The organism is Enterobacter cloacae complex sp. P6RS (assembly GCF_014982245.1).
Classification (GTDB): Bacteria; Pseudomonadota; Gammaproteobacteria; order Enterobacterales; family Enterobacteriaceae; genus Enterobacter; species Enterobacter bugandensis.
Genome location: NZ_JADCLB010000020.1, coordinates 309,581 through 328,426 on the forward strand (window position 1 = coordinate 309,581; position 18,846 = coordinate 328,426).

The following is an 18,846-nucleotide window of genomic DNA, read 5'->3' on the forward strand; positions in this document are numbered from 1 at the left end:
AGCCGCGGTTTAATTGTCAGTCAAAATGTTTCCCAGTTTTCATCTTGTCCGGTCGTTGCAGCACGGGTGCGGGTGACCGCCGTGTCGGCGGCTGGCGCGCAGTACGTAGCCTGCGCAGTGACCGTATTTCCAGCGAGTGAAGCGAGACGAAACGCCGAGACGGCCATCTTCAGACGGCTCGCCTGGTCTTCCAGCGCAGCGGCCGCCGCAGCGGACTCCTGCACCAGGGCGGCGTTTTGCTGTGTCACGCGGTCCATTTCCGATACCGCCAGGGCAACCTGGTCGATACCACGACTCTGCTCATCGGACGCAGAGGCGATTTCACCCATGATGTCCGTTACGCGGGTAACGGCATTCACGATGTCATTCATGGTCTCCCCGGCGCTTTCCACCAGCACGGAGCCGGTATCCACGCGGGAGACGGAGTCTTCAATCAGGGATTTAATCTCTTTTGCCGCGTTGGCGCTGCGGCTGGCAAGGTTGCGCACTTCCCCGGCCACCACGGCAAACCCGCGTCCCTGTTCGCCCGCACGCGCCGCTTCCACGGCGGCGTTGAGCGCGAGGATGTTGGTCTGGAAGGCAATGCCGTCGATGACGCTGATGATGTCGGCGATTTTCTTCGAGCTGTCGGCGATTTCGTGCATGGTTTTCACCACGCCATCCACCACGCGACCGCCGCGCTGCGCGGTTTCGGAGGCGCTTTCCGCCAGCTGAGACGCCTGGCGGGCGTTATCGGCGTTCTGCTTCACGGTTGCGGTGAGCTGCTCCATGCTGGCGGCCGTCTCTTCCAGCGCCGACGCCTGCTGCTCGGTACGAGATGAGAGATCGTTATTCCCCATCGCGATTTCGCTGGTGCCGGTATAGATCGCCTCGGATCCGTTACGCACGTTGGCGACGGTCTCGATCAATGAACGCTGCATGTGGTCGACGCTGTTGGCCAGCTCGGTGATCTCGTTACGTCCGGAAACGGTCAGCGTTTTGGTCAGATCGCCAGAGGCAATCTCGCGAATATGGGCAATCACGCGGCCGAGAGGGTTCAGCAGGATATGGCGAATGCCGTACCACACCGCGAACAGCACAATGACCAGCGCCAGGGCCAATACCGCCATCTGCCATTTCGCAAAGCGGTAGTCATTCTGGCTTTCAGTAAAGGCCGAGTGATACAGATCGCCGCTGGCCTTCGCGTATTCCCCCAGCGCCGCGCCGAGTGCGTTTTGCATCCCCTGCGTCGGCTGTGCGAAGTAGGCATCCATGTTGCCGCTCTCCAGGAACTGAATCAGCTCCGTCAGCCCGGCATGGTAAGCGCTGTATTTTTCATCAATGTTCTGGCTCACCTGTGCCATAGCAGGCTGCGGTGCGATCTTCTTGAAGGCGTTGTAATGTTTAGCGGCGTCAGCGAGGGTCGCCCGGGCATTTTTCAGCAGATCGGTTTTCGCGCTGCTCTGCTGGTTGTTGGGATCCATCATCATGCGCGCGGACGAGCGGCTCAGGTTGATACGCGTTTGCAGCATCAGATCCCACGTTGAGGTGAGCTCACTCTGCTGCAGGCGGAGATCGTTTGAGGCGGCGAAACTGTCCTGGTTCTGTTTTAAAGACGAGAAAAAAAGCCCGCCGGAGATAAGCTGAAGTAGTGCGAAAATGACCAGCACCATCATGAGCATTGTGACAACGCGGATACGGTTCAACATACAACACCTTCTCATAGATTTATTAACGGTGTTATCGGCACAGGCCACAGGAACTTTACATTTGCGAAAGGGAAAAGCGCGGGGTTAAAACGCGACGTCAACAATCAGCGTATCGGTGTAGGTACCGGCGGGTGGCGTGGCCTGATTCGTCAGGACTTTGGCGGTGTAGTTATAGGTACGCAGCAGGCCGTCGGCGCTGACCAGCGAGGAGGTCGCGCTGGTCCAGCGTTCGCTGCCGCTGCTGCCCCAGCGGTTAGTCGTGGCTTCTTTATAGATGTCATAACTCAGGTAGTTACTGCCGCTCACCATCCGGCGCACGTTATTCAGCGCGTTGGCACCATTGTTAATCCCGATGGTATAGGTACTGCCTTTGGTACAGGTGACGGCAATCGCCTGCGAGACCGTGGGGAAATTTTGCACCAGCGGCGCACTGTTAAAGTTGACGTCCGGCGTGGTCATGGCGCTGCAGTCGTTGGTGACGTTCATGTTAAGCAGAATGCTGGTCGTTGCGGTTCCCGTTTGATTGATGGTGCAAATACCGAGCGCCCCCACGGAACAGACGCTGTAGTTAACGCTGAAGGTTAACTGCACCTGATACGGCCCGGCAGAGACGTTTTGTCCGGCGACGGTGCGGAAATAGAGCGGAATGTTGTACTGCTTTGACCCGAGCAATCCCAGCAAGGTATTTCCGCTCCAGGTATACGATTTACTTATCTGTACCTCACTGCTGCTCGCGCAACCCGAAAGTCCACACAGCCGGGTGGGGATCACGTCCGTGATGGCGGCATTATCGGTGCGTTTCAGGGTCGCACGACTGTTGGCCGATATCGTTGCTGCGGTGTAGTTCAGCGTCACCGAGTCGTTCGTCAGCAGGTTGAGTATCGCATCACACGCCACCACCAGCGTGCCGGTGGTCTCCACCTCCCCGGAGCCGCTCAGCGCAAACGACGTGACGCTGCCGAACGACGCATTGACCGTGCTGACGGTACAGGCCGCCCAGCTGCCGCCGGAGAGCAGCAGCAGGAGCAACATCACCCAGCGCTTCATGGCCCCTCCCGGCAGACCAGCGGGCCGTAGGTTTGCAGCCTGTGGTCCGGGTTCGCGCCGATGGTCAGCGTTGCCCTGCAGCGTTTGCCTGTCGGCGTCGTGACGTCGAGCAGATTGACGTCGCTGAGGTTTTCCAGCCAGGCAATCCCGTCATATCCCACCACCGCATTGCTGCGCGAGGCGCGTCGAACCTGGCTTCCCACCGGAATGGCCTCCCCCTGCGCGTCGTGCAGGATGACGCTCGCTACCCGCTCCTGTTCCATCGGGAAATCCACCAGATAACCGCTGTGGCGGCGGATCGCCACCCGCCGCTCGGTCTCTTTCAGCCGGGTGTCGGCAGGCAGGTTCAGGGTATTAATACTGTAGCTTGCCGGGTAATAGGCCGAGACGCCGCTCACCAGCAGATACCCGTTGCGGTTGGTTTTACCAACCGGCTGGTTTTCATAGCTGACGGGGACATCCGGCTGGCCATCGGTGCTGATGACCACAAACGCATCGTTGATTTTGTTTGCCGCAAACAGTTCGCCGTCCATCAGCACCAGGGAGCCCATCGCTTCGCTCCACCAGGTCATCATGCCCTTCTCGCCGTACCCGCCCCCCTGCAGCTCGATATTGTTATTGCGCCAGCCCACCGTTCCCTGCTGGTAGTTATTCGATCGCGACTGGTTCGCCCACGCCATATTCCAGCTGAAGCCGCCGTCGGAGGGCATCGAGTGGTTGTAGTTGATGCGCTGCGTGCTGCCTGCATCCGGGGTATTTTCCACGGTGAGCGCCGCGCTGTCGCGTTCGCCCAGCGGCACCTGGAATGACATCGCGACCGTCCAGTCGCCCCGCTGCTGGTCCCGGCTGGCGGCGAGGTAAATGCTGCTGGAGCCCCACAGATTTCGGCTCCAGGAGAGGTTAAGCAGCTCGGTTTTCTGGCTGTCAAAGCTCTCCACGCCGATCCAGGCCGCCCCGATGTTGCCGTATTCCCCCAGGTTGAAGGTCAGGGAATATTGATCGGTATTGCGGCTAAAGCTGGCGATGGGGCGGTCATTTTCGTCGTACACCGTCGGCTGGTCATACAGGGCCAGGTTACCAAAGCCGCGATCGCGGCGGGTATGCTGGGTGGCGAGGCTGAACTCGCTGGTGCTGTACTGGTAGCCCCAGTTGATTTGCCCGCCGTCATCTCCGCGCATCCGGCTCTGGCTGTACGAGGTATTCACCACGCCAAAACGCCCCAGCTTGACCACCGTCCCCGCACCGGCGAGCGCCAGTTCCTCCGCGCCTTCGGCGTGCCCCTCCAGCGTCAGCCAGTCCGTCAGGCCGTAGCGATACGATCCGCTCCCCGCCGCCGGGCCGTAGTCAAAATTCTTAATGCCGTAGTTGCGCCGCAGGCTCCCCAGGGTAACGGCCCCGTCGCTCAGCCCTTCTTTCAGCAGATCGCTGGTGACGTAAAACGGCAGCGTGGTACTCACCTGGCGCCCCAGCGCATCGGTGGTGACCAGCACCGCATCCCCGGCGCCGTTAATGTAGGGCAGGTTCGTCAGGGTGAACGGCCCGGGCTGCAGCTGCGTGGACCCGGAGCGGTAGCCGTTGATGAAGAGGTCGACCGAGGTCGGCACCGCCGCTTCACCTGAAAATTCCGGCAGCGGCCAGGTCACCAGGTCCGGACGCAGGGAGAAATCACGCCCATAGCTGATCCCGCCCATGCGGACGCTGCTGCTCCAGCTCAGGGCATCGCTGATGACATCCCCGGCGGTCCAGGTGGTGGCGTCCTCCTCGTTGGTCACCAGCAGGGTGGTGTCATAGCGGACATAGCCCTCCTGCTGACCGTCGTTGCCGGTGAAATTTTCGCGGGCGTAGCCGGTGGAGGAGAATGAACCGTTTTCATTGAAGTAGCGGAATTCATGCCAGAGCGAGGCCTGCCCGCCGACGTGCTCGGTATGGTTGGTATAAAAATCGTAATTGAGCAGCGCGCCTCTGCCATAGTGAGGCTTACTCTGCGTCGGCTGGCCGCCAAACGGGGTGACGCGGGAGGTTATCCACTCACGGGGCACGGTCAGCAGCAGACGCTGGGCGGGACTGTCGTACTCCACCCGCACCGCCGGAAGCGTGCTGAGATTGACGTCGCCGTTGGGCACATGTTCAGGCGGAAGCCCGGCGCGCAGCAAATCGGCGCTGGAGATATAGTAAGCGCCGTCGCGTTGCGTCACGGGAACCACCAGCCCGGTGTCGTAGTGGTTCAGTACCAGGGCGAGCTGGAAAACCGCCTCCCCGTTTATCGCCTGCGCTTGCGGCGGCGGCGGTAAGCTGTCATCACCCGGTTCGGCCCAGGTACTGGTACTCACGCAAAGCAGGATCATCATTGCGGGCTTCAGTTGACGGGCGTCGACTGCCATTGTGCATCCCTGGCATTAATCTGCGCGCTTATCTGGCTGGGCTGGCGGATCCCGGCCGGAATCGGCCAGCTGCGGGTGCTGCCCGGCAGCACATACCCCAGCAGGCCATCCGCAATCATGCGCTTTTGTCCCCCCTGCTCCAGCGCCACCTGGCTGAGCCTGACGTGAACATCACCCTGATTGCGCACTTCAATGGCAGGCTGGCCCGCCACCTGCGTGACGCGCCAGCTCAGGTTACGGGTATCCACGAGGGCATGATGCGCCCCCTCTTTTATTGTCGGGATCCCCTGTCCGTAAACGAACAGCGGTATGGAATAGCGCATCTGCAGTTTAAGGCCGATGGCGGGGTCGGCCTTCGCGTCCGGCTGGGGAATTTCATCCACGATAATGCGATAGGCTTGTTCAACGCCCATCGGAACCGTACCCTGTTTGATCAGGCGGATCAGCTGTTTACTGCCTTTGCCGATGGTGACGATGGGCGGGCTGGCGACCACGTCCTGCTGGGCGGTATAGCGCTCAAAGCCCCCCTCCTGCTTCCAGCGCACAATGCGCACCTGCATCGTTGTGGCACTGTTTCCCTGATTCTGGATCCACAATTCAGTCGCTTTGCTGTCGGCCGACAGCCACGGATCGATGGGCCATAACAGAATGGTCGCCGCCGCCTGCGCCTGTCCTGCCGCCATGGCGGTCACGCCCAACATACTCACCAGGTACCAATGCCTGAATAGTGGCTTCATCGAATGTTCTCCCTTTTTCACCATGACAAGGTCACGGTGAGCTGATCGGAATAGGTGCCTGCCGGGCTAAATCCCGTCAGCAGCGCTACGCCAAAAAGTGGTAGTGCAATATTGTTGCTGTTGGTGTAGGTCACCGGGATGGCCTGGTTGACCCCAATCTCACTGTTCGCCGCCAGTGAACTGCTGCTGTAAAGCCGGTAGCCCACCACGTCAGTGCCGCCTGAACGCGTCATGCGGCGCACCGAGGCGTAGTTTTGCCCGCCGTTGATGCTCATGCTCAGCGCCACGCCCGGCGTGCAGGCGATGGACAGCGCCCCGTTGGGCACAAAGCTGGTGCTGACCGGGGCACTCTCCACGCCGGTATGGGTCCCAAAATCCAGCGTCCCGAAGATCCCGCCGGTCCCCGTCGTGACAGAACATCCCGGCACGACGGTCGCGCTCACCTTAAACGACTGCGACGTCACCGCGCCGGCCCCGGAAACCAGGGTCAGCCCCAGCGCCAGCGCAAAAAAAGGCTGCACGATCCCCTCTGCGCAAGCGCGCAGACTTAAAAAGGAGGCCTTCATGGCTGGAGCTAGTAGGTGACGCTGACGTTGATCGTGTCGGTATAAGTGCCCGGCACCACCGTGACGCTGTTACCGCCGCCGGTGATGCGCCCGTAAAGGGTGTAGCTGTTGACCCCGCCCGCCGTCGACGCGACCGGCAGCGCCGCGTTGTTGGCGATGACGTTGTTAAATCCGCTGTCGCTGTACAGACTGTAAGCCACGCCCTGCGCCGCATTGGCGGTATTGATCAGATAGCGCGCAGGCGTGCCCGGCGTGCCGACCACGGTACCGGGTGCGGTGGAGTTAGTGTTGCCGGTGATCGCCACCGTATAGCTGGCGGTGGTGCACTGAATGGTGAACGTATTCCCGCCGCTGGCGCCGGTGAGCTGGGTGGTCAGCGTGGAAAACGTGGCGGGATGGGTACCAAAATCGAGTGTCCCGAAGTTAATACCGTTTTGCGTGGGCGATCCGTTAATCAGACACCCGTTTGTGAGGGTCAGCGTCGCACCGATGGTGCCGCTGCTGGTCACGGCCAGCGCAGGATGTACCGTTGTCGCCGCCAGTAACGCGCCAGCGCAGATTAAAAGGCGTTTTCTTTTCATTTTCCACCCTCCGGAAGTCAAACGCGTTCCCTTGCCACATTTTATTTATGCTGTTCAAGATGTTAGCCCCGCTTAAGGTTCCTCTGAGAGGGGTTAATGAGAATTTAGTTTACGGATATCGCTTCCACCACCCGCCCCAAAACGCATAATCCTTGTGTCCTATTGACTTAATATTCTTATAAATAACAATGAATTAAAATTATTTTGGCCGCATTTTTATTTTTTCAGAAGAGAATATATCCCTTATAGTGTGATCACCATCACAATATATCGTTATGCCACTAACAACAAAATCAATAAAACTTAAAAACTTGTTGTAACCCCCTACGCTTTGCGTCAATTTATGTGCCGAATATTTTCCCGCGCAGTAATAAAAAATTTATATGTATCGGCGCGGGCGACATCTGATAGCGCATAGAGGGTCTTTTTTCGTGGCAAGTGCAAACAAACTTACACTCTTCATCGTGATATTCATGCTGGCGGGTATTCTTTCAGGGGCGGCAATTCACGAGTACGCATCTGCGGATGCCATCAAAGCCTGGTCGGATAATATTACCCTTCTGACCGATATTTTCCTCCGTCTGATCAAAATGGTTATTGCGCCGCTGGTCTTCAGCACGCTGACCGTAGGCATTATGAAGCTGGGAGAAACCTCCACCATAGGCCGGGTGGGCGGAAAAGCGATGGTATGGTTCATCAGTTCATCCGTGCTTTCTATTCTGGTCGGACTGTTTATCGTCACGCTGGAGCGTCCGGGAAGCGGCCTGAACCTGACTATTCCAACCGAGGCGGTGGATACCGGTCTGGCCGTGGGCGGGATGACGCTGAAAGCGTTCCTGTCTCACACCATTCCCACCAGCATCGCGGGGGCGATGTCGAACAATGAGATCCTGCAGATAGTGGTGTTCTCGATGTTCTTCGGCATCGGCGGCGCGTCGCTGGGGCAGAAATTCAATGCGCCGCTGGTGGCCGCACTGGATGTGGTTTCCCATATCATGCTGAAGGTAACGGGTTACGTGATGTACGTTGCGCCGCTGGCCATCTTCGCGGCGATCTCCTCCGTCATTGCCACGCAGGGTCTGGGCATCCTGTTGAACTACGCCTCCTTTATTGGCGGCTACTACGTTGCCATTCTTCTCACCTGCATGGTGCTGCTGGCCGTGGGTTACATGGTGCTGAAAAAAGAGGTGTTTCGCCTGGTCAGCATGCTGAAAGATCCGGTGCTGGTCGCATTCACCACCAGCAGTTCTGAAGCGGCCTACCCTAAAACGCTGGAGCAGCTGGAGCGCTTTGGCTGCTCGCGCAATATCGCCTCTTTCGTTCTGCCGATTGGCTACTCCTTCAACCTCGTGGGGTCAATGGTGTACTGCTCGTTCGCCTCGATGTTTATTGCGCAGGCGTACAACATTCACCTGAGCTTCTCTGAGGTGACGGTGCTGATGTTAACCCTGATGCTGGCGTCAAAAGGCATTGCGGGCGTGCCGCGCTCCTCGCTGGTGGTGCTGGCCGCAACGATCCCAAGCTTTAACATTCCGGTGGCGGGGATCCTGCTGCTGATGGGGATCGACCACTTCCTGGATATGGGGCGTTCCGCGATTAACGTGCTGGGGAACGGGATTGCGACGGCGATGCTCTCGCAGAATGAAGGTGCGCGGGAAGCTGAAGCTGAAGCTGAACTGGTAAAGCAGGAAGCGTAATGGCATGAAAAAGGGTGAGGCCTGATGCCCTCACCCCAGCCCTCTCTCTGTGGGAGAGGGAGCAAACACTAAAAACGGCAACCTGGGTTGCCGTTTTGCATTTACCTACGCTACATGATTCGCCGCGATATCCAGCAGCGCCATCTCTTCGCTGTTCAGCAGCTTTTCGATGTTCACCAGAATCAGCATACGCTCGCCGAGCGCCCCCAGGCCGGTCAGGTATTCGGTCGACAGCGTGACCGCAAACTCCGGCGCAGGACGAATCTGGTCAGAGGTCAGGGAAAGCACGTCAGATACGCCATCCACCACGATACCCACCACGCGCTGTCCCAGGTTCAGGACGATCACGACGGTATTGTCGTTGTAGTCAACGTCGCCCTGGCTGAACTTCACGCGCAGATCCACGATTGGCACAATCACGCCGCGCAGGTTGGTGACGCCTTTAATAAACGCTGGCGTGTTAGCGATGCGGGTAACCTGGTCGTAACCACGAATTTCCTGCACTTTCAGGATATCGATGCCGTACTCCTCATCGCCCAAAGTGAATACCAGGAACTCCTGCCCTGATGGCTCGCCCGCCAGTTTCGTTACATTACTCATACCGGTCATGTTATTACCTTCTACTTAATCAGGCGGCTGTGTACGCCACACGTTGTTCACGATTTAATCCCTGAAGCGCCGACACGTCGACGATCAGCGCCACGCTACCATCCCCCAGAATGGTGGCAGCAGAAATACCCGGCACCTTGCGGTAGTTGCTTTCGAGGTTCTTCACCACCACCTGGTGCTGACCAATCAGCTGATCGACCAGCAGCGCGTAGCGACGGCCCGCGCTTTGCAGGATCACCACGATACCCTGCGTGGCCTCGGTCTTCGCCCCGTCCACTTCGAACACTTTCCACAGTTCAACCAGCGGCAGGTACTCACCGCGCACTTCGAGAACGCGCTCGCCGCCTGCCAGCGGATGCAGATCTTCTTCACGCGGCTGGAGGGATTCCATCACCGCGTTCAGCGGCAGAATGAAGACTTCGTCCGCGACTTTGACCGACATGCCGTCGAGGATCGCCAGCGTCAGCGGGAGCAGGATGCGGATGGTGGTGCCGGAGCCCTGTTTAGACTGGATCTCAACGTGGCCGCCCATCTCCTGAATGTTACGTTTCACCACGTCCATGCCGACGCCGCGTCCGGAAACGTCCGTCACCTGCTCGGCGGTCGAGAAGCCCGGCGCGAAGATCAGCATGCCCACTTCTTCGTCGGTCATGTTTTCATTCACCGCCATCCCCTGTGAAATGGCTTTCGCCAGGATGCGCTCGCGGTTAAGGCCCGCGCCGTCGTCAGTCACTTCGATGCAGATGTTCCCGCCCTGATGTTCCGCAGAGAGGATGAGATTCCCGACTGGAGATTTCCCGGCGGCAATGCGGTTTTCCGGCAGTTCAATACCGTGGTCAAGGCTGTTACGCACCAGGTGCGTTAACGGGTCGATGATGCGCTCGATCAGGCTCTTATCCAGCTCCGTTGAGCTGCCCATCAGGGTCAGTTCAATCTGCTTATTCAGCTTGCTGGCAAGGTCGCGCACCAGGCGCGGGAAGCGGCTGAAGACATATTCCATCGGCATCATGCGGATGGACATCACCGATTCCTGCAGGTCGCGGGCATTACGCTGAAGCTGGCCCATGCTGGTGATCAGATCGCCGTGCGTGACCGGGTCCAGTTCGTTAGAACGCTGCGCCAGCATGGACTGGGTGATCACCAGTTCGCCAACCAGGTTAATCAGCTGGTCAACCTTCTCAACGGCAACGCGAATGCTGGTGGACTCACTGGAGCGCGCGGCCGGTTTTTCACCACGGCCAGGCGCTGCGGCCTCTTTTGGCACCGCCTTCAGCACCGGGGTCGCTGGGGCCACAGCCGGTGCGGCGGCCTGGGCAACGACGGCAACCTCTTCTTCTGCAGCCGGAGCTGCTACCGCGGCGGCTTCCGTTTCGAAGGCGATCTGGTCGGCTTCAATGACAAAGCACAGCACCGCCACGATATCGTCCTGACTGATACCGTCATCGAGGGTCGCCGCGAGGCTGTCTTTGCCTTTCACTACGTTACTTAATTTCGCCAGGTTACCCAGCTCTTCTTCCAGCAGGTTAACTTCGCTCTCTTTCAGGCGTGACAGCACAACGCGCAGCTTGCCCGCTTGCGCAGCGGCTGGCGCGGCCTCTTCAGCAGCCACCGCATCGACAACGCTCAGCTTTGTCGCAGGGACAACGGCTGCAGCGACCTCACCTTTTGCTTCCAGGGCGAGCTGGCGCAGCGCATTGCAGATGTATTCAAAGCTGGCGGCATCAGGCTCTGCCGAACTTTTATAGGCGTCGAGCTGTTCCTGCATAATATCTTTGGTTTCCAAAAACAGGTTGATAATGTCGGTATTGAGCTGCATCTCACCGCGTCGTGCTTCATCAAGCAGGTTTTCCATTAAATGGGTCGTTTCCTGCAGGATGGTAAATCCAAACGTTCCGGCTCCGCCTTTAATAGAATGCGCCGCGCGGAAGATGGCATTGAGCTGCTCGGAGTCCGGTGCTTCGGGCACCAGATCGAGCAAATGTTGCTCCATATCCGCCAACAGTTCGTCGGCTTCATCAAAGAATGTCTGGTAAAAATCGCTAATATCCATGCTCACGCTATCACCTCGGATTGGCTGGTGGCGATGTTGGAACGGCAGCCGCAGGGACGGCCCCAGGCTGTTTTAAATCGTCCAGTGACTCATTCTGACTTTCGGCGTTTTCGTGCAGGATGGCCTGCTCCGCCTGCTGGTTCAGCACTAAAAGACTGATACGACGGTTGATGGCGTCATCCGGCCCGCGGTCGGAGACCCGCATGGTTGCTGCCATGCCGACCACGCGCAGTACCTTGCCATCATCAAGCCCACCTGCCACCAGCTCGCGACGCGAGGCGTTGGCACGATCGGCAGAAAGCTCCCAGTTGCTGTATCCCTTCTCCCCACTGGCGTACGGGAAGTCATCCGTGTGGCCCGAAAGGCTGATTCGGTTAGGAATGCCGTTCAGCACCGGCGCAATGGCGCGCAAAATATCGCGCATGTACGGCTCAACTTCCGCACTCCCGGTTTTAAACATCGGGCGGTTCTGACTGTCGATAATCTGAATACGCAGCCCTTCCTGGACCAGATCGATTTTCAGGTGCGGCCGCAGCGCGCGCAGTTTAGGATCCGCTTCAATCAGCTGGTCGAGATCGCCACGCAGTTTTTTCAGACGCGCCTGCTCCATCTTGCGTTTCAGCTCGTCGATGTTCGGCTCTTTTTTCACCTCACCCTTCTGCTGGGTGTAATCATCGCCGCCGCCAGGGATCGGGCTTTCGCTGTTAGAGATACGCGGCCCACCGGTCACCGCCGTCGCCAGCGGGGTACGGAAATATTCGGCAATCTGGATAAGCTCCTTCGGGCTGGAGATGGAGATCAGCCACATCACCAGAAAGAACGCCATCATTGCGGTCATAAAGTCGGCGTACGCGATTTTCCAGGAGCCGTGGGAACCGTGCCCGCCGCCCTTGTGCTTGCGTTTTTTGACAATGACGATCGGATGGGACTGGTTTTTCATGCGTCCTCAGTTGTCGTCTGTTGGTTTGGGTTTTTCACCGCGCGCACGTGTTCTTCAAGCTCGATAAACGACGGACGCTCGCTGGAGTAAAGCGTTTTACGGCCAAATTCAACCGCGATCGGTGGCGCGTAACCGTTGAGGTTAGAGAGGAGCGTGATCTTCACGCACTGCATCATTTTGGTCGTTTCCGCGCTTTTCTGGCGCAGCACGCTTGCCAGCGGAGAGATAAAACCATAAGCCAGCAAAATACCGAGGAAGGTGCCCACCATCGCATGGGCAATCAGCGCGCCCAGTTCAGCCGCCGGACGGTCCGCCGAGGCCAGGGCGTGTACCACCCCCATGACCGCCGCCACGATACCAAACGCCGGAAGGGAGTCGCCCACCAGCGCCAGGCTGTTGGCCGGCACTTCAGATTCGCTTTCGTGGGTTTCGATCTCTTCGTCCATCAGCGCTTCAATTTCGAAGGTATTCATATTGCCGCTGATGATGAGACGCAGGTAATCGACGATGAAATCCAGCATCATGGCGTCCGCCAGAATGCGCGGATAGCTGGCAAAAATTTCGCTCTCTTTCGGGTTTTCAATATCCCGTTCAAGCGAGAACATCCCCTGCTGACGCGACTTCGCCATCAGGCGATAGAGCAGCGCCAGCAGATCCATATACATGCTTTTGGTGTATTTCGAGCGACGGAACAGCAATGGAATTGCTTTCAACGTGCCCTTGATCGATTTACCGTTGTTGCCAACGATAAAAGCCCCTACCCCTGCGCCGCCGATGATAATAAGTTCAGCCGGTTGATAGAGTGCTCCAAGGTGCCCGCCGGTCATCATGTAACCGCCGAAAACTGTACCGAGAACTACCAGGTAACCTAATAAGATAAGCACGACATCATCCTTCCGCTAGTGACTATGGCAAGGACGTCCAGCTCGCAGCGTTTACCGTTTGCGGGGTAAAAAAAAGCAGCGGTAATGACTTACCGCTGCTGGAATCTTGCCCACACGTTCGGGTTAAACAGCCTGTTCGATCTGTTCATCCAGCAGTTGTGGAATAATATCGGCAGCATCCCGGGAAAGTTTACGTCTTTTTACTGCGCGGGACGGCGGCTGACATAAACTACAGGCGAAGCTGCCTGCAGGCTGATGAGCATGGGTAATAAAATTACCGTCGCAGCAATTGCAGCGCGACAGTTCAAGCATTCCGCTCTCAACAAAACGCACCAGCGTCCATGCGCGGGTCAGCGCCAGCAGAGGGCCTTCTTCCTGCTGTGGGCATTGTTCAAGGTAAAGTTTGTACGCTTTGATCACGGCGTCTACGCCGCTACACAAACCGGTTTTGAGAAGATACTGCCAGGCATTACAGAACATGGAAGCGTGGATGTTCTGCTCCCAGGTCATAAACCAGTCCGTAGAAAACGGCAGCATGCCTTTCGGCGGGGGACTACCGCGTAACTCTTTATACAGTTTGATGAGGCGACCACGGCTCAGCTGAGTCTCGCTTTCCAGCATTTGTAAACGAGCACCCAGCGTAATCAGCTCCATGGCCAGCTGTATGTCACGCGCTTCCTGAACAATGCTTTTTTCGCTCATTGCTAGGCCCTTTTCTTACGGGCTGCGTCATCAGGTTGACTGATGTCGCTAAGCAAGCGAGTGGAGAGCAGGATACCAGTATGGATCTGTTGCAGATCGTCCACGCGGGATTCCTGCGTCAGACGCGTTATCGTCTGCGGATTATCAAAACGGAACTGGCACACCAGTTGATTCGTTTCCGCCAGTTTTACCATCTGCGGGAGGGTTAATCCACCCAGCATGGTTGCCATTTCTTCGTTAATACCCAGACGAAACATCGCGGACGCTTTGTCCTGACTAATTAAACGCTGCGCGAGCAGTAAATATGACAAATTGATGTCATAGATATGTTTTAGCAACTCGGATGTATGCATTGTTCCCATCCCGAATAACCAACTATTATTTTTATGCGGAAAGACCGCACCCCGTGATGTCGCCGGGAAATCACCCGGTATAAAAAAGAAAAGGCTAAATGCATAGTTGAATCTAGGTTTGTATTCATCCAAACGCGTAAGGGATGCAACGCGGTTACATCTCTTACAGGTTTTATCATTTCTTACAAATAACTAAGATTTTTCCTAATTCGACGCAAACTCTACTCGCCAGATTTGACACATACAATGCAGCCACCCTCAAATTTAAAAAAAATGTGATCCACGTCACACAATTTAAGTGAATGTTACCCATAAATCCATCAGTATGACTTCTAATTTGCTCATTTTTTAAGCAATCAGCACTGTTTTGTATTCTTAATCGACGAATACTCATGCATACGCGTGAGAATAAGTGGCACGCAATGTGCTTTTACCCGTGCGTGCGGTATCAGCAATCGTTTACATCGCGTATGCGTCAGGGACACATTTTGATTACTTCGATAAAACATACAGTTATGCATTTCTGGCAAAAAAATTGTTTCATTGCGTGATCATTCGAAATGCGTTTATAACTTGTTAGAACGATTTAATAGTGAAAGCGAGGATTTGTGTGACTTACCTTAAGTTGTTAATTTTTTTCATTTAGGCGCATTTATCAGTTATTCTTCTTATAAGAATAATTAATGAATAATTATGATAAGCTTCACACTAATGTGGTATTCAAGTCTTGCGAAACCAGGAAATTCGCGGTAATGGTGATGAAACGCTGTCTGTCAGGCATCTAAGGAGTGCGCCATGAGTTACTCCCATCTTCTTGTTTCTGTTGCCGTTTCCCCCGAAAGCCACCAGCTTGTCGCCCGGGCCGTTTCCATCGCCCGGCCGCATAATGCGCGCATCAGCCTCATTACCCTCGCGGCCGAGCCCGAGATGTACAATCAACTGGCGGCCCCGATGCTGGAAGATATTCGTGAGGTTTTGCAGGAGGAAACGCAGCAGTTTCTGCGAGAGCTTGTCGAAAAAGCAGAGTACCCCATTGATCAAACCGTTATTGCGACGGGGGAACTGAATGCCCATATTCTTGATATGTGCCGCAAGCAGAATATTGATTTAGTGATTTGCGGGAACCATAACCACAGCTTTATATCGAGGGCTACCTGCGCGGCAAAATCTATTATCGCCTCAAGCCAGGTTGACGTGCTGTTAGTGCCGCTTGGGGGGGCTTAACCCCCCCAGAGGAATATCAGGCGAGTTTAGGGAAGGTCGCGATCTTTTTTTGCAGATCGCCTTCGTGACTTTGCGGGGCTATTTCGCGTAGATCCTGAATAAAACGCGCCTGCCAGTGATTTATATCGTTATTCCGGATCGTCTCCATCATTTCGGCATGTCGGGAAATTCGCTCCGTCAGCGGCATGGTCAGCGCGCGGTTGAGGGCATTTGCCACATCATCCCGATCGTAAGGGTTAACGAGCAGCGCTGAGGTCAGTTCGTTCGCTGCCCCTGCAAACTGGGAAAGCACCAGCACGCCCGGATCCGCCGGGTCCTGAGCCGCCACGTACTCTTTTGCCACCAGGTTCATCCCGTCGCGCAGCGGCGTAACCAGGCCAACGTCGGCGTAGCGGAAGACCTTCATCAGGATCTTACGGTCAAAATGCTGATTCAGATAAAAGAGCGGCGTCCAGCCCAGTTGGCCGTAGCGCCCGTTGATGCGCCCCGCTTCGGTCTCCAACTGATGACGAATATCCTGATAGGCCTGCACTTCCCCGCGCGACGTTGGCGCGATCTGGGTATAGCGGATTTTACCGTGGTGCTGAGGGTATTTATCCAGCAGCGTTTCATACGCCAGGAAGCGTTCCGGCAACCCTTTGGAATAATCCAGACGCTCTACCGAGAAGATATTCTTCACGTGCTTGAGTTCATTCTTAAGCTGGGCCAGCTTCGGCGGCAGCGGGCCCGAGGCCTGTTCCGCAATTTCGTCGGGTTCAATACCAATCGGATAGACCTCGGTGTGGAAGGTTTTTCCCCACGCCGTATGGGTTTTGCCGCCGTTGGTTACCAGGCGCGTTTTGCCTGACACGGAGTCCAGGAACGCGAGACGGTCATTTTCGGTCTGGAAGCCCAGCAGGTCATAATCACACAGCGCCTCCAGCAGTTCTTCATGCGGCGGCAGCGCGGTGAAAATTTCCGGCGTCGGGAACGGAATGTGCAGGAAGAAGCCAATCCGGTTATTGACTCCCCTTTTACGCAGCTCTCTGGCGAAGGGGAGCAGATGATAATCGTGGATCCATAAAATATCGTCTTCCTCAATTAAAGGCAGCAGTTTATCCGCCAGCAGCGCGTTCACCCGCGAGTAGCCCTCGAAGGATTCACGCTGGAATTTCACCAGGTCAAGACGATAGTGAAACGCAGGCCACAGGACCGCGTTGGAGAACTGCGAGTAATACTCGTCATAGTCTTTCTCTTTGAGCGCAAATGATGCCCACGTAATGTTCCCGCGCGTCACCTTTTTAAGCGGTTTCTCTTGTTCATTGATTTCACCGCTCCAGCCAAACCACAGCCCGCCAGCAGCTTTTAAGGCACCTAATACCCCTACCGCCAGGCCACCTGCACTGGCTTTTTTATCATCAGGCGGTGCAATTCGGTTAGAGACGACGACTAAGCGACCCATAATGGTTTCCCCCTTTGTTTTGCGCTATTTGTTGTTGTTGCTGGTTAGCGATATCAGAAATCCACTGCCAGACGGCCTCGACATTCGCCAGACGCCATTCAGCGACAGTGTCACCAGGCCCTACCTTGACGGCGATCCCTCCGGCCTGTTTCACCACGCGAAAACCGGCCTCATCGGTCAGGTCATCGCCAAAAAATACCGGTGTACGTCCCTTAAATGGCGGTTCCGCCATAAACGCCGCAATCGCGGCCCCCTTATTGATGCCCTCAGGTTTTATCTCAACGACGCACTTCCCCGGCTGCAGCGCGAGCTGCGGATGTGCATCGGCCACGCTGCGGGCAATCGCAAAGATCGCCGCTTCGTGATGCGGAGCCTGCCGATAGTGCAAGGCGAACGCCATGCCTTTCGCTTCCAGTTCCGTGCCCGGGAGCGACGCCAGCGCCGAGGAGAGTTCAGTATGTAACGCCTGAATTAAGGTATCGGGGAGTGATACAACATGCAGTTGATCATGGATATCGCGGCGCTCCGCTCCGTGTACACCGGCCAGCGGAAAGTGGTAAGGACTGGCGAGCACGTCCAGCTCAGCCATTGAGCGCCCTGAAATCAATGCCAATGCGCCCTCGTTCAGTCGAGAGAGCTGCTGCAAATTCTCTAGCACCGTATCCGGTACGACCACGTCGTCAGGATGCGGCTGGATCCCGGCGAGCGTCCCGTCGAGGTCAAAAAAGAAAGCATATTTTCCGGGCAGTACAGGCGGTGCGGTTAACAAGTCAGCCACCCTAATCCTCCTTACGGTTTACGAGAGGTAAACGCCTTTACCTCTTTCATAGCCATGTAAGTATAGACAGTGTGATGGGCCTCGCCATTTGACAACCGCCCCGCCAGCAAAACTGGCGAGGCGGTTCAGGGGTCAACTATGGTTATTAGTTGAGCAATAAAAAGTCAACGCTGGGGTTACACGGTACGCTTCGCTTTTTGCTTGTAACGGTCGAAAATCACGGCTGCCAGCAGGATCAGGCCGCGCACGACGTACTGAGAGAACGGCGAAATATTCAACAGGTTCATGGCGTTTTCCACCGTGCCCAAAATCAGGATACCGGCCACCACATATGAGATTTTTCCGATGCCTCCCTTGAGGGAAACGCCCCCTAAAACGCACGCCGAGATGACGATCAGCTCATAACCGATGGAGGTCATTGGCTGGCCGCTGGTCATACGCGACGCCAGAATAATCCCCGCCGCGGCGGAGACCAGCCCGGAGAGCACGAAGATAATAATCTTGGTGCGTACAACCGGCACCCCTGCCAGACGGGCCGCTTCTTCATTGCCGCCGATCGCCAGCGTATTACGGCCAAAGGTGGTGCGGTTCAGCAGGAAGCCGAACAGGATCAGGCAGGCCACGGTGAGCCAGATAGGCGCAGGCAGGCCCAGCCAGTTGGCGTAGCCCAGCGTAAAGAAGCGCTCGTCTTCAATCCCTACCGCTTTACCGTCGGAGATGATATAGGCCAGACCGCGGACTATCTGCATCGTTGCAAGCGTGGTAATCAGGGCATTAATCTTCAGGCGTGCGATAACAAAACCGTTCACCAGACCGCTGATCACGCCGAGCAACAGACCGGCAAAAACGCCAATCCACAGGCTTTCCGTCATGTTGATCACCACCGCCGTGGTGACGCCCGCGCAGGCGATAACCGAGGCCACCGACAGGTCGAAATCACCGGAGGCCAGACAGAAGAGCATGCCGCAGGCCACCATGCCGGACATGGAAATCGCCAGTCCCAGCCCTTTCATATTAATGAAGGTGGCAAAATTAGGGACGAAGATTGCACAGGCGATGAAGAGTGCGGCGAAGACCACCAGCATGCCGTACTGATCCCAGATGCGTCCAAAACTAAAAGCCGACTTCGGCGCTCCGGATGTAGTAACAGAGGACATCATTAACTCCT

Annotated in this window: 17 protein-coding genes; 2 read left to right on the plus strand and 15 right to left on the minus strand. The window is 56.5% G+C overall.

Annotation, left to right across the window (positions count from 1 at the left end):
* Positions 1 to 20 precede the first annotated feature (20 nt).
* From tar to INF73_RS15220, 6 genes are all read right to left on the minus strand, one after another.
* Positions 21 to 1,688: a methyl-accepting chemotaxis protein II gene (gene tar, locus INF73_RS15195; protein ID WP_193540526.1), complete on the minus strand. Its 1,668-nt coding sequence runs from the start codon at positions 1,686 to 1,688 to the stop codon at positions 21 to 23.
* Between the two features lie 84 nt (positions 1,689 to 1,772).
* Complete coding sequence (locus INF73_RS15200) at positions 1,773 to 2,735, minus strand: spore coat U domain-containing protein (RefSeq protein WP_028013646.1); 963 nt, start codon at positions 2,733 to 2,735, stop codon at positions 1,773 to 1,775.
* Positions 2,732 to 5,116 carry a fimbria/pilus outer membrane usher protein gene (locus INF73_RS15205; protein WP_045260326.1) on the minus strand — a complete coding sequence of 795 codons (2,385 nt, stop codon included), beginning with the start codon at positions 5,114 to 5,116 and terminating at the stop codon, positions 2,732 to 2,734. The genes INF73_RS15200 and INF73_RS15205 overlap by 4 nt, the downstream gene beginning before the upstream one ends.
* Entirely contained in the window at positions 5,092 to 5,853 is a 762-nt protein-coding gene (locus INF73_RS15210) for a molecular chaperone (RefSeq protein ID WP_045260435.1), read from the minus strand. The genes INF73_RS15205 and INF73_RS15210 overlap by 25 nt, the downstream gene beginning before the upstream one ends.
* Before the next feature lie 17 nt (positions 5,854 to 5,870).
* A complete protein-coding gene (locus tag INF73_RS15215) occupies positions 5,871 to 6,419 on the minus strand; it encodes a spore coat U domain-containing protein (RefSeq protein WP_028013649.1) in 549 nt (182 codons plus the stop codon).
* An 8-nt stretch (positions 6,420 to 6,427) separates the two neighbouring features.
* Positions 6,428 to 7,000 (minus strand): spore coat protein U domain-containing protein, encoded by a 573-nt coding sequence (locus tag INF73_RS15220; protein ID WP_028013650.1) that lies wholly within the window; start codon positions 6,998 to 7,000, stop codon positions 6,428 to 6,430.
* Between the two features lie 431 nt (positions 7,001 to 7,431).
* On the opposite strand from INF73_RS15220, the gene INF73_RS15225 reads away from it, so the two are divergent.
* The gene (locus INF73_RS15225; RefSeq protein WP_063942288.1) at positions 7,432 to 8,697 is read left to right on the plus strand and encodes a dicarboxylate/amino acid:cation symporter; all 1,266 of its coding nucleotides are present in this window, start codon (positions 7,432 to 7,434) and stop codon (positions 8,695 to 8,697) included.
* A gap of 105 nt (positions 8,698 to 8,802) precedes the next feature.
* On the opposite strand, the gene cheW is transcribed toward INF73_RS15225, so the two are convergent.
* The 6 genes from cheW to flhD form a co-directional block, all read right to left on the minus strand.
* Positions 8,803 to 9,306, minus strand: coding sequence for a chemotaxis protein CheW (cheW, locus tag INF73_RS15230; RefSeq protein WP_014884351.1), 504 nt, complete (start codon positions 9,304 to 9,306; stop codon positions 8,803 to 8,805).
* Between the two features lie 19 nt (positions 9,307 to 9,325).
* Positions 9,326 to 11,362: a chemotaxis protein CheA gene (cheA, locus tag INF73_RS15235; protein WP_045260328.1), complete on the minus strand. Its 2,037-nt coding sequence runs from the start codon at positions 11,360 to 11,362 to the stop codon at positions 9,326 to 9,328.
* A gap of 4 nt (positions 11,363 to 11,366) precedes the next feature.
* Complete coding sequence (gene motB / locus INF73_RS15240) at positions 11,367 to 12,296, minus strand: flagellar motor protein MotB (RefSeq protein ID WP_028013653.1); 930 nt, start codon at positions 12,294 to 12,296, stop codon at positions 11,367 to 11,369.
* The gene (gene motA / locus INF73_RS15245) at positions 12,293 to 13,180 is read right to left on the minus strand and encodes a flagellar motor stator protein MotA (protein WP_008500417.1); all 888 of its coding nucleotides are present in this window, start codon (positions 13,178 to 13,180) and stop codon (positions 12,293 to 12,295) included. Before motA ends, motB begins: the two co-directional genes overlap by 4 nt.
* A 123-nt stretch (positions 13,181 to 13,303) precedes the next feature.
* Positions 13,304 to 13,882, minus strand: coding sequence for a flagellar transcriptional regulator FlhC (gene flhC, locus INF73_RS15250; protein WP_013096051.1), 579 nt, complete (start codon positions 13,880 to 13,882; stop codon positions 13,304 to 13,306).
* A gap of 2 nt (positions 13,883 to 13,884) precedes the next feature.
* Entirely contained in the window at positions 13,885 to 14,235 is a 351-nt protein-coding gene (gene flhD / locus INF73_RS15255; RefSeq protein ID WP_028013654.1) for a flagellar transcriptional regulator FlhD, read from the minus strand.
* A 795-nt stretch (positions 14,236 to 15,030) separates the two neighbouring features.
* Between flhD and uspC the strand changes: the two genes are divergently transcribed.
* Complete coding sequence (gene uspC / locus INF73_RS15260) at positions 15,031 to 15,459, plus strand: universal stress protein UspC (protein ID WP_028013655.1); 429 nt, start codon at positions 15,031 to 15,033, stop codon at positions 15,457 to 15,459.
* Between the two features lie 16 nt (positions 15,460 to 15,475).
* Here uspC and otsA read toward each other — a convergent pair whose 3' ends face one another.
* The 3 genes from otsA to araH all read right to left on the minus strand — a co-directional run bounded on the left by otsA (position 15,476) and on the right by araH (position 18,835).
* Positions 15,476 to 16,900, minus strand: a complete 1,425-nt coding sequence (otsA, locus tag INF73_RS15265; protein WP_028013656.1) for an alpha,alpha-trehalose-phosphate synthase — start codon at positions 16,898 to 16,900, stop codon at positions 15,476 to 15,478.
* Positions 16,875 to 17,678: a trehalose-phosphatase gene (gene otsB / locus INF73_RS15270; RefSeq protein WP_028013657.1), complete on the minus strand. Its 804-nt coding sequence runs from the start codon at positions 17,676 to 17,678 to the stop codon at positions 16,875 to 16,877. The genes otsA and otsB overlap by 26 nt, the downstream gene beginning before the upstream one ends.
* Before the next feature lie 176 nt (positions 17,679 to 17,854).
* Positions 17,855 to 18,835, minus strand: coding sequence for an arabinose ABC transporter permease AraH (gene araH, locus INF73_RS15275; protein WP_032644894.1), 981 nt, complete (start codon positions 18,833 to 18,835; stop codon positions 17,855 to 17,857).
* Positions 18,836 to 18,846 lie beyond the last annotated feature (11 nt).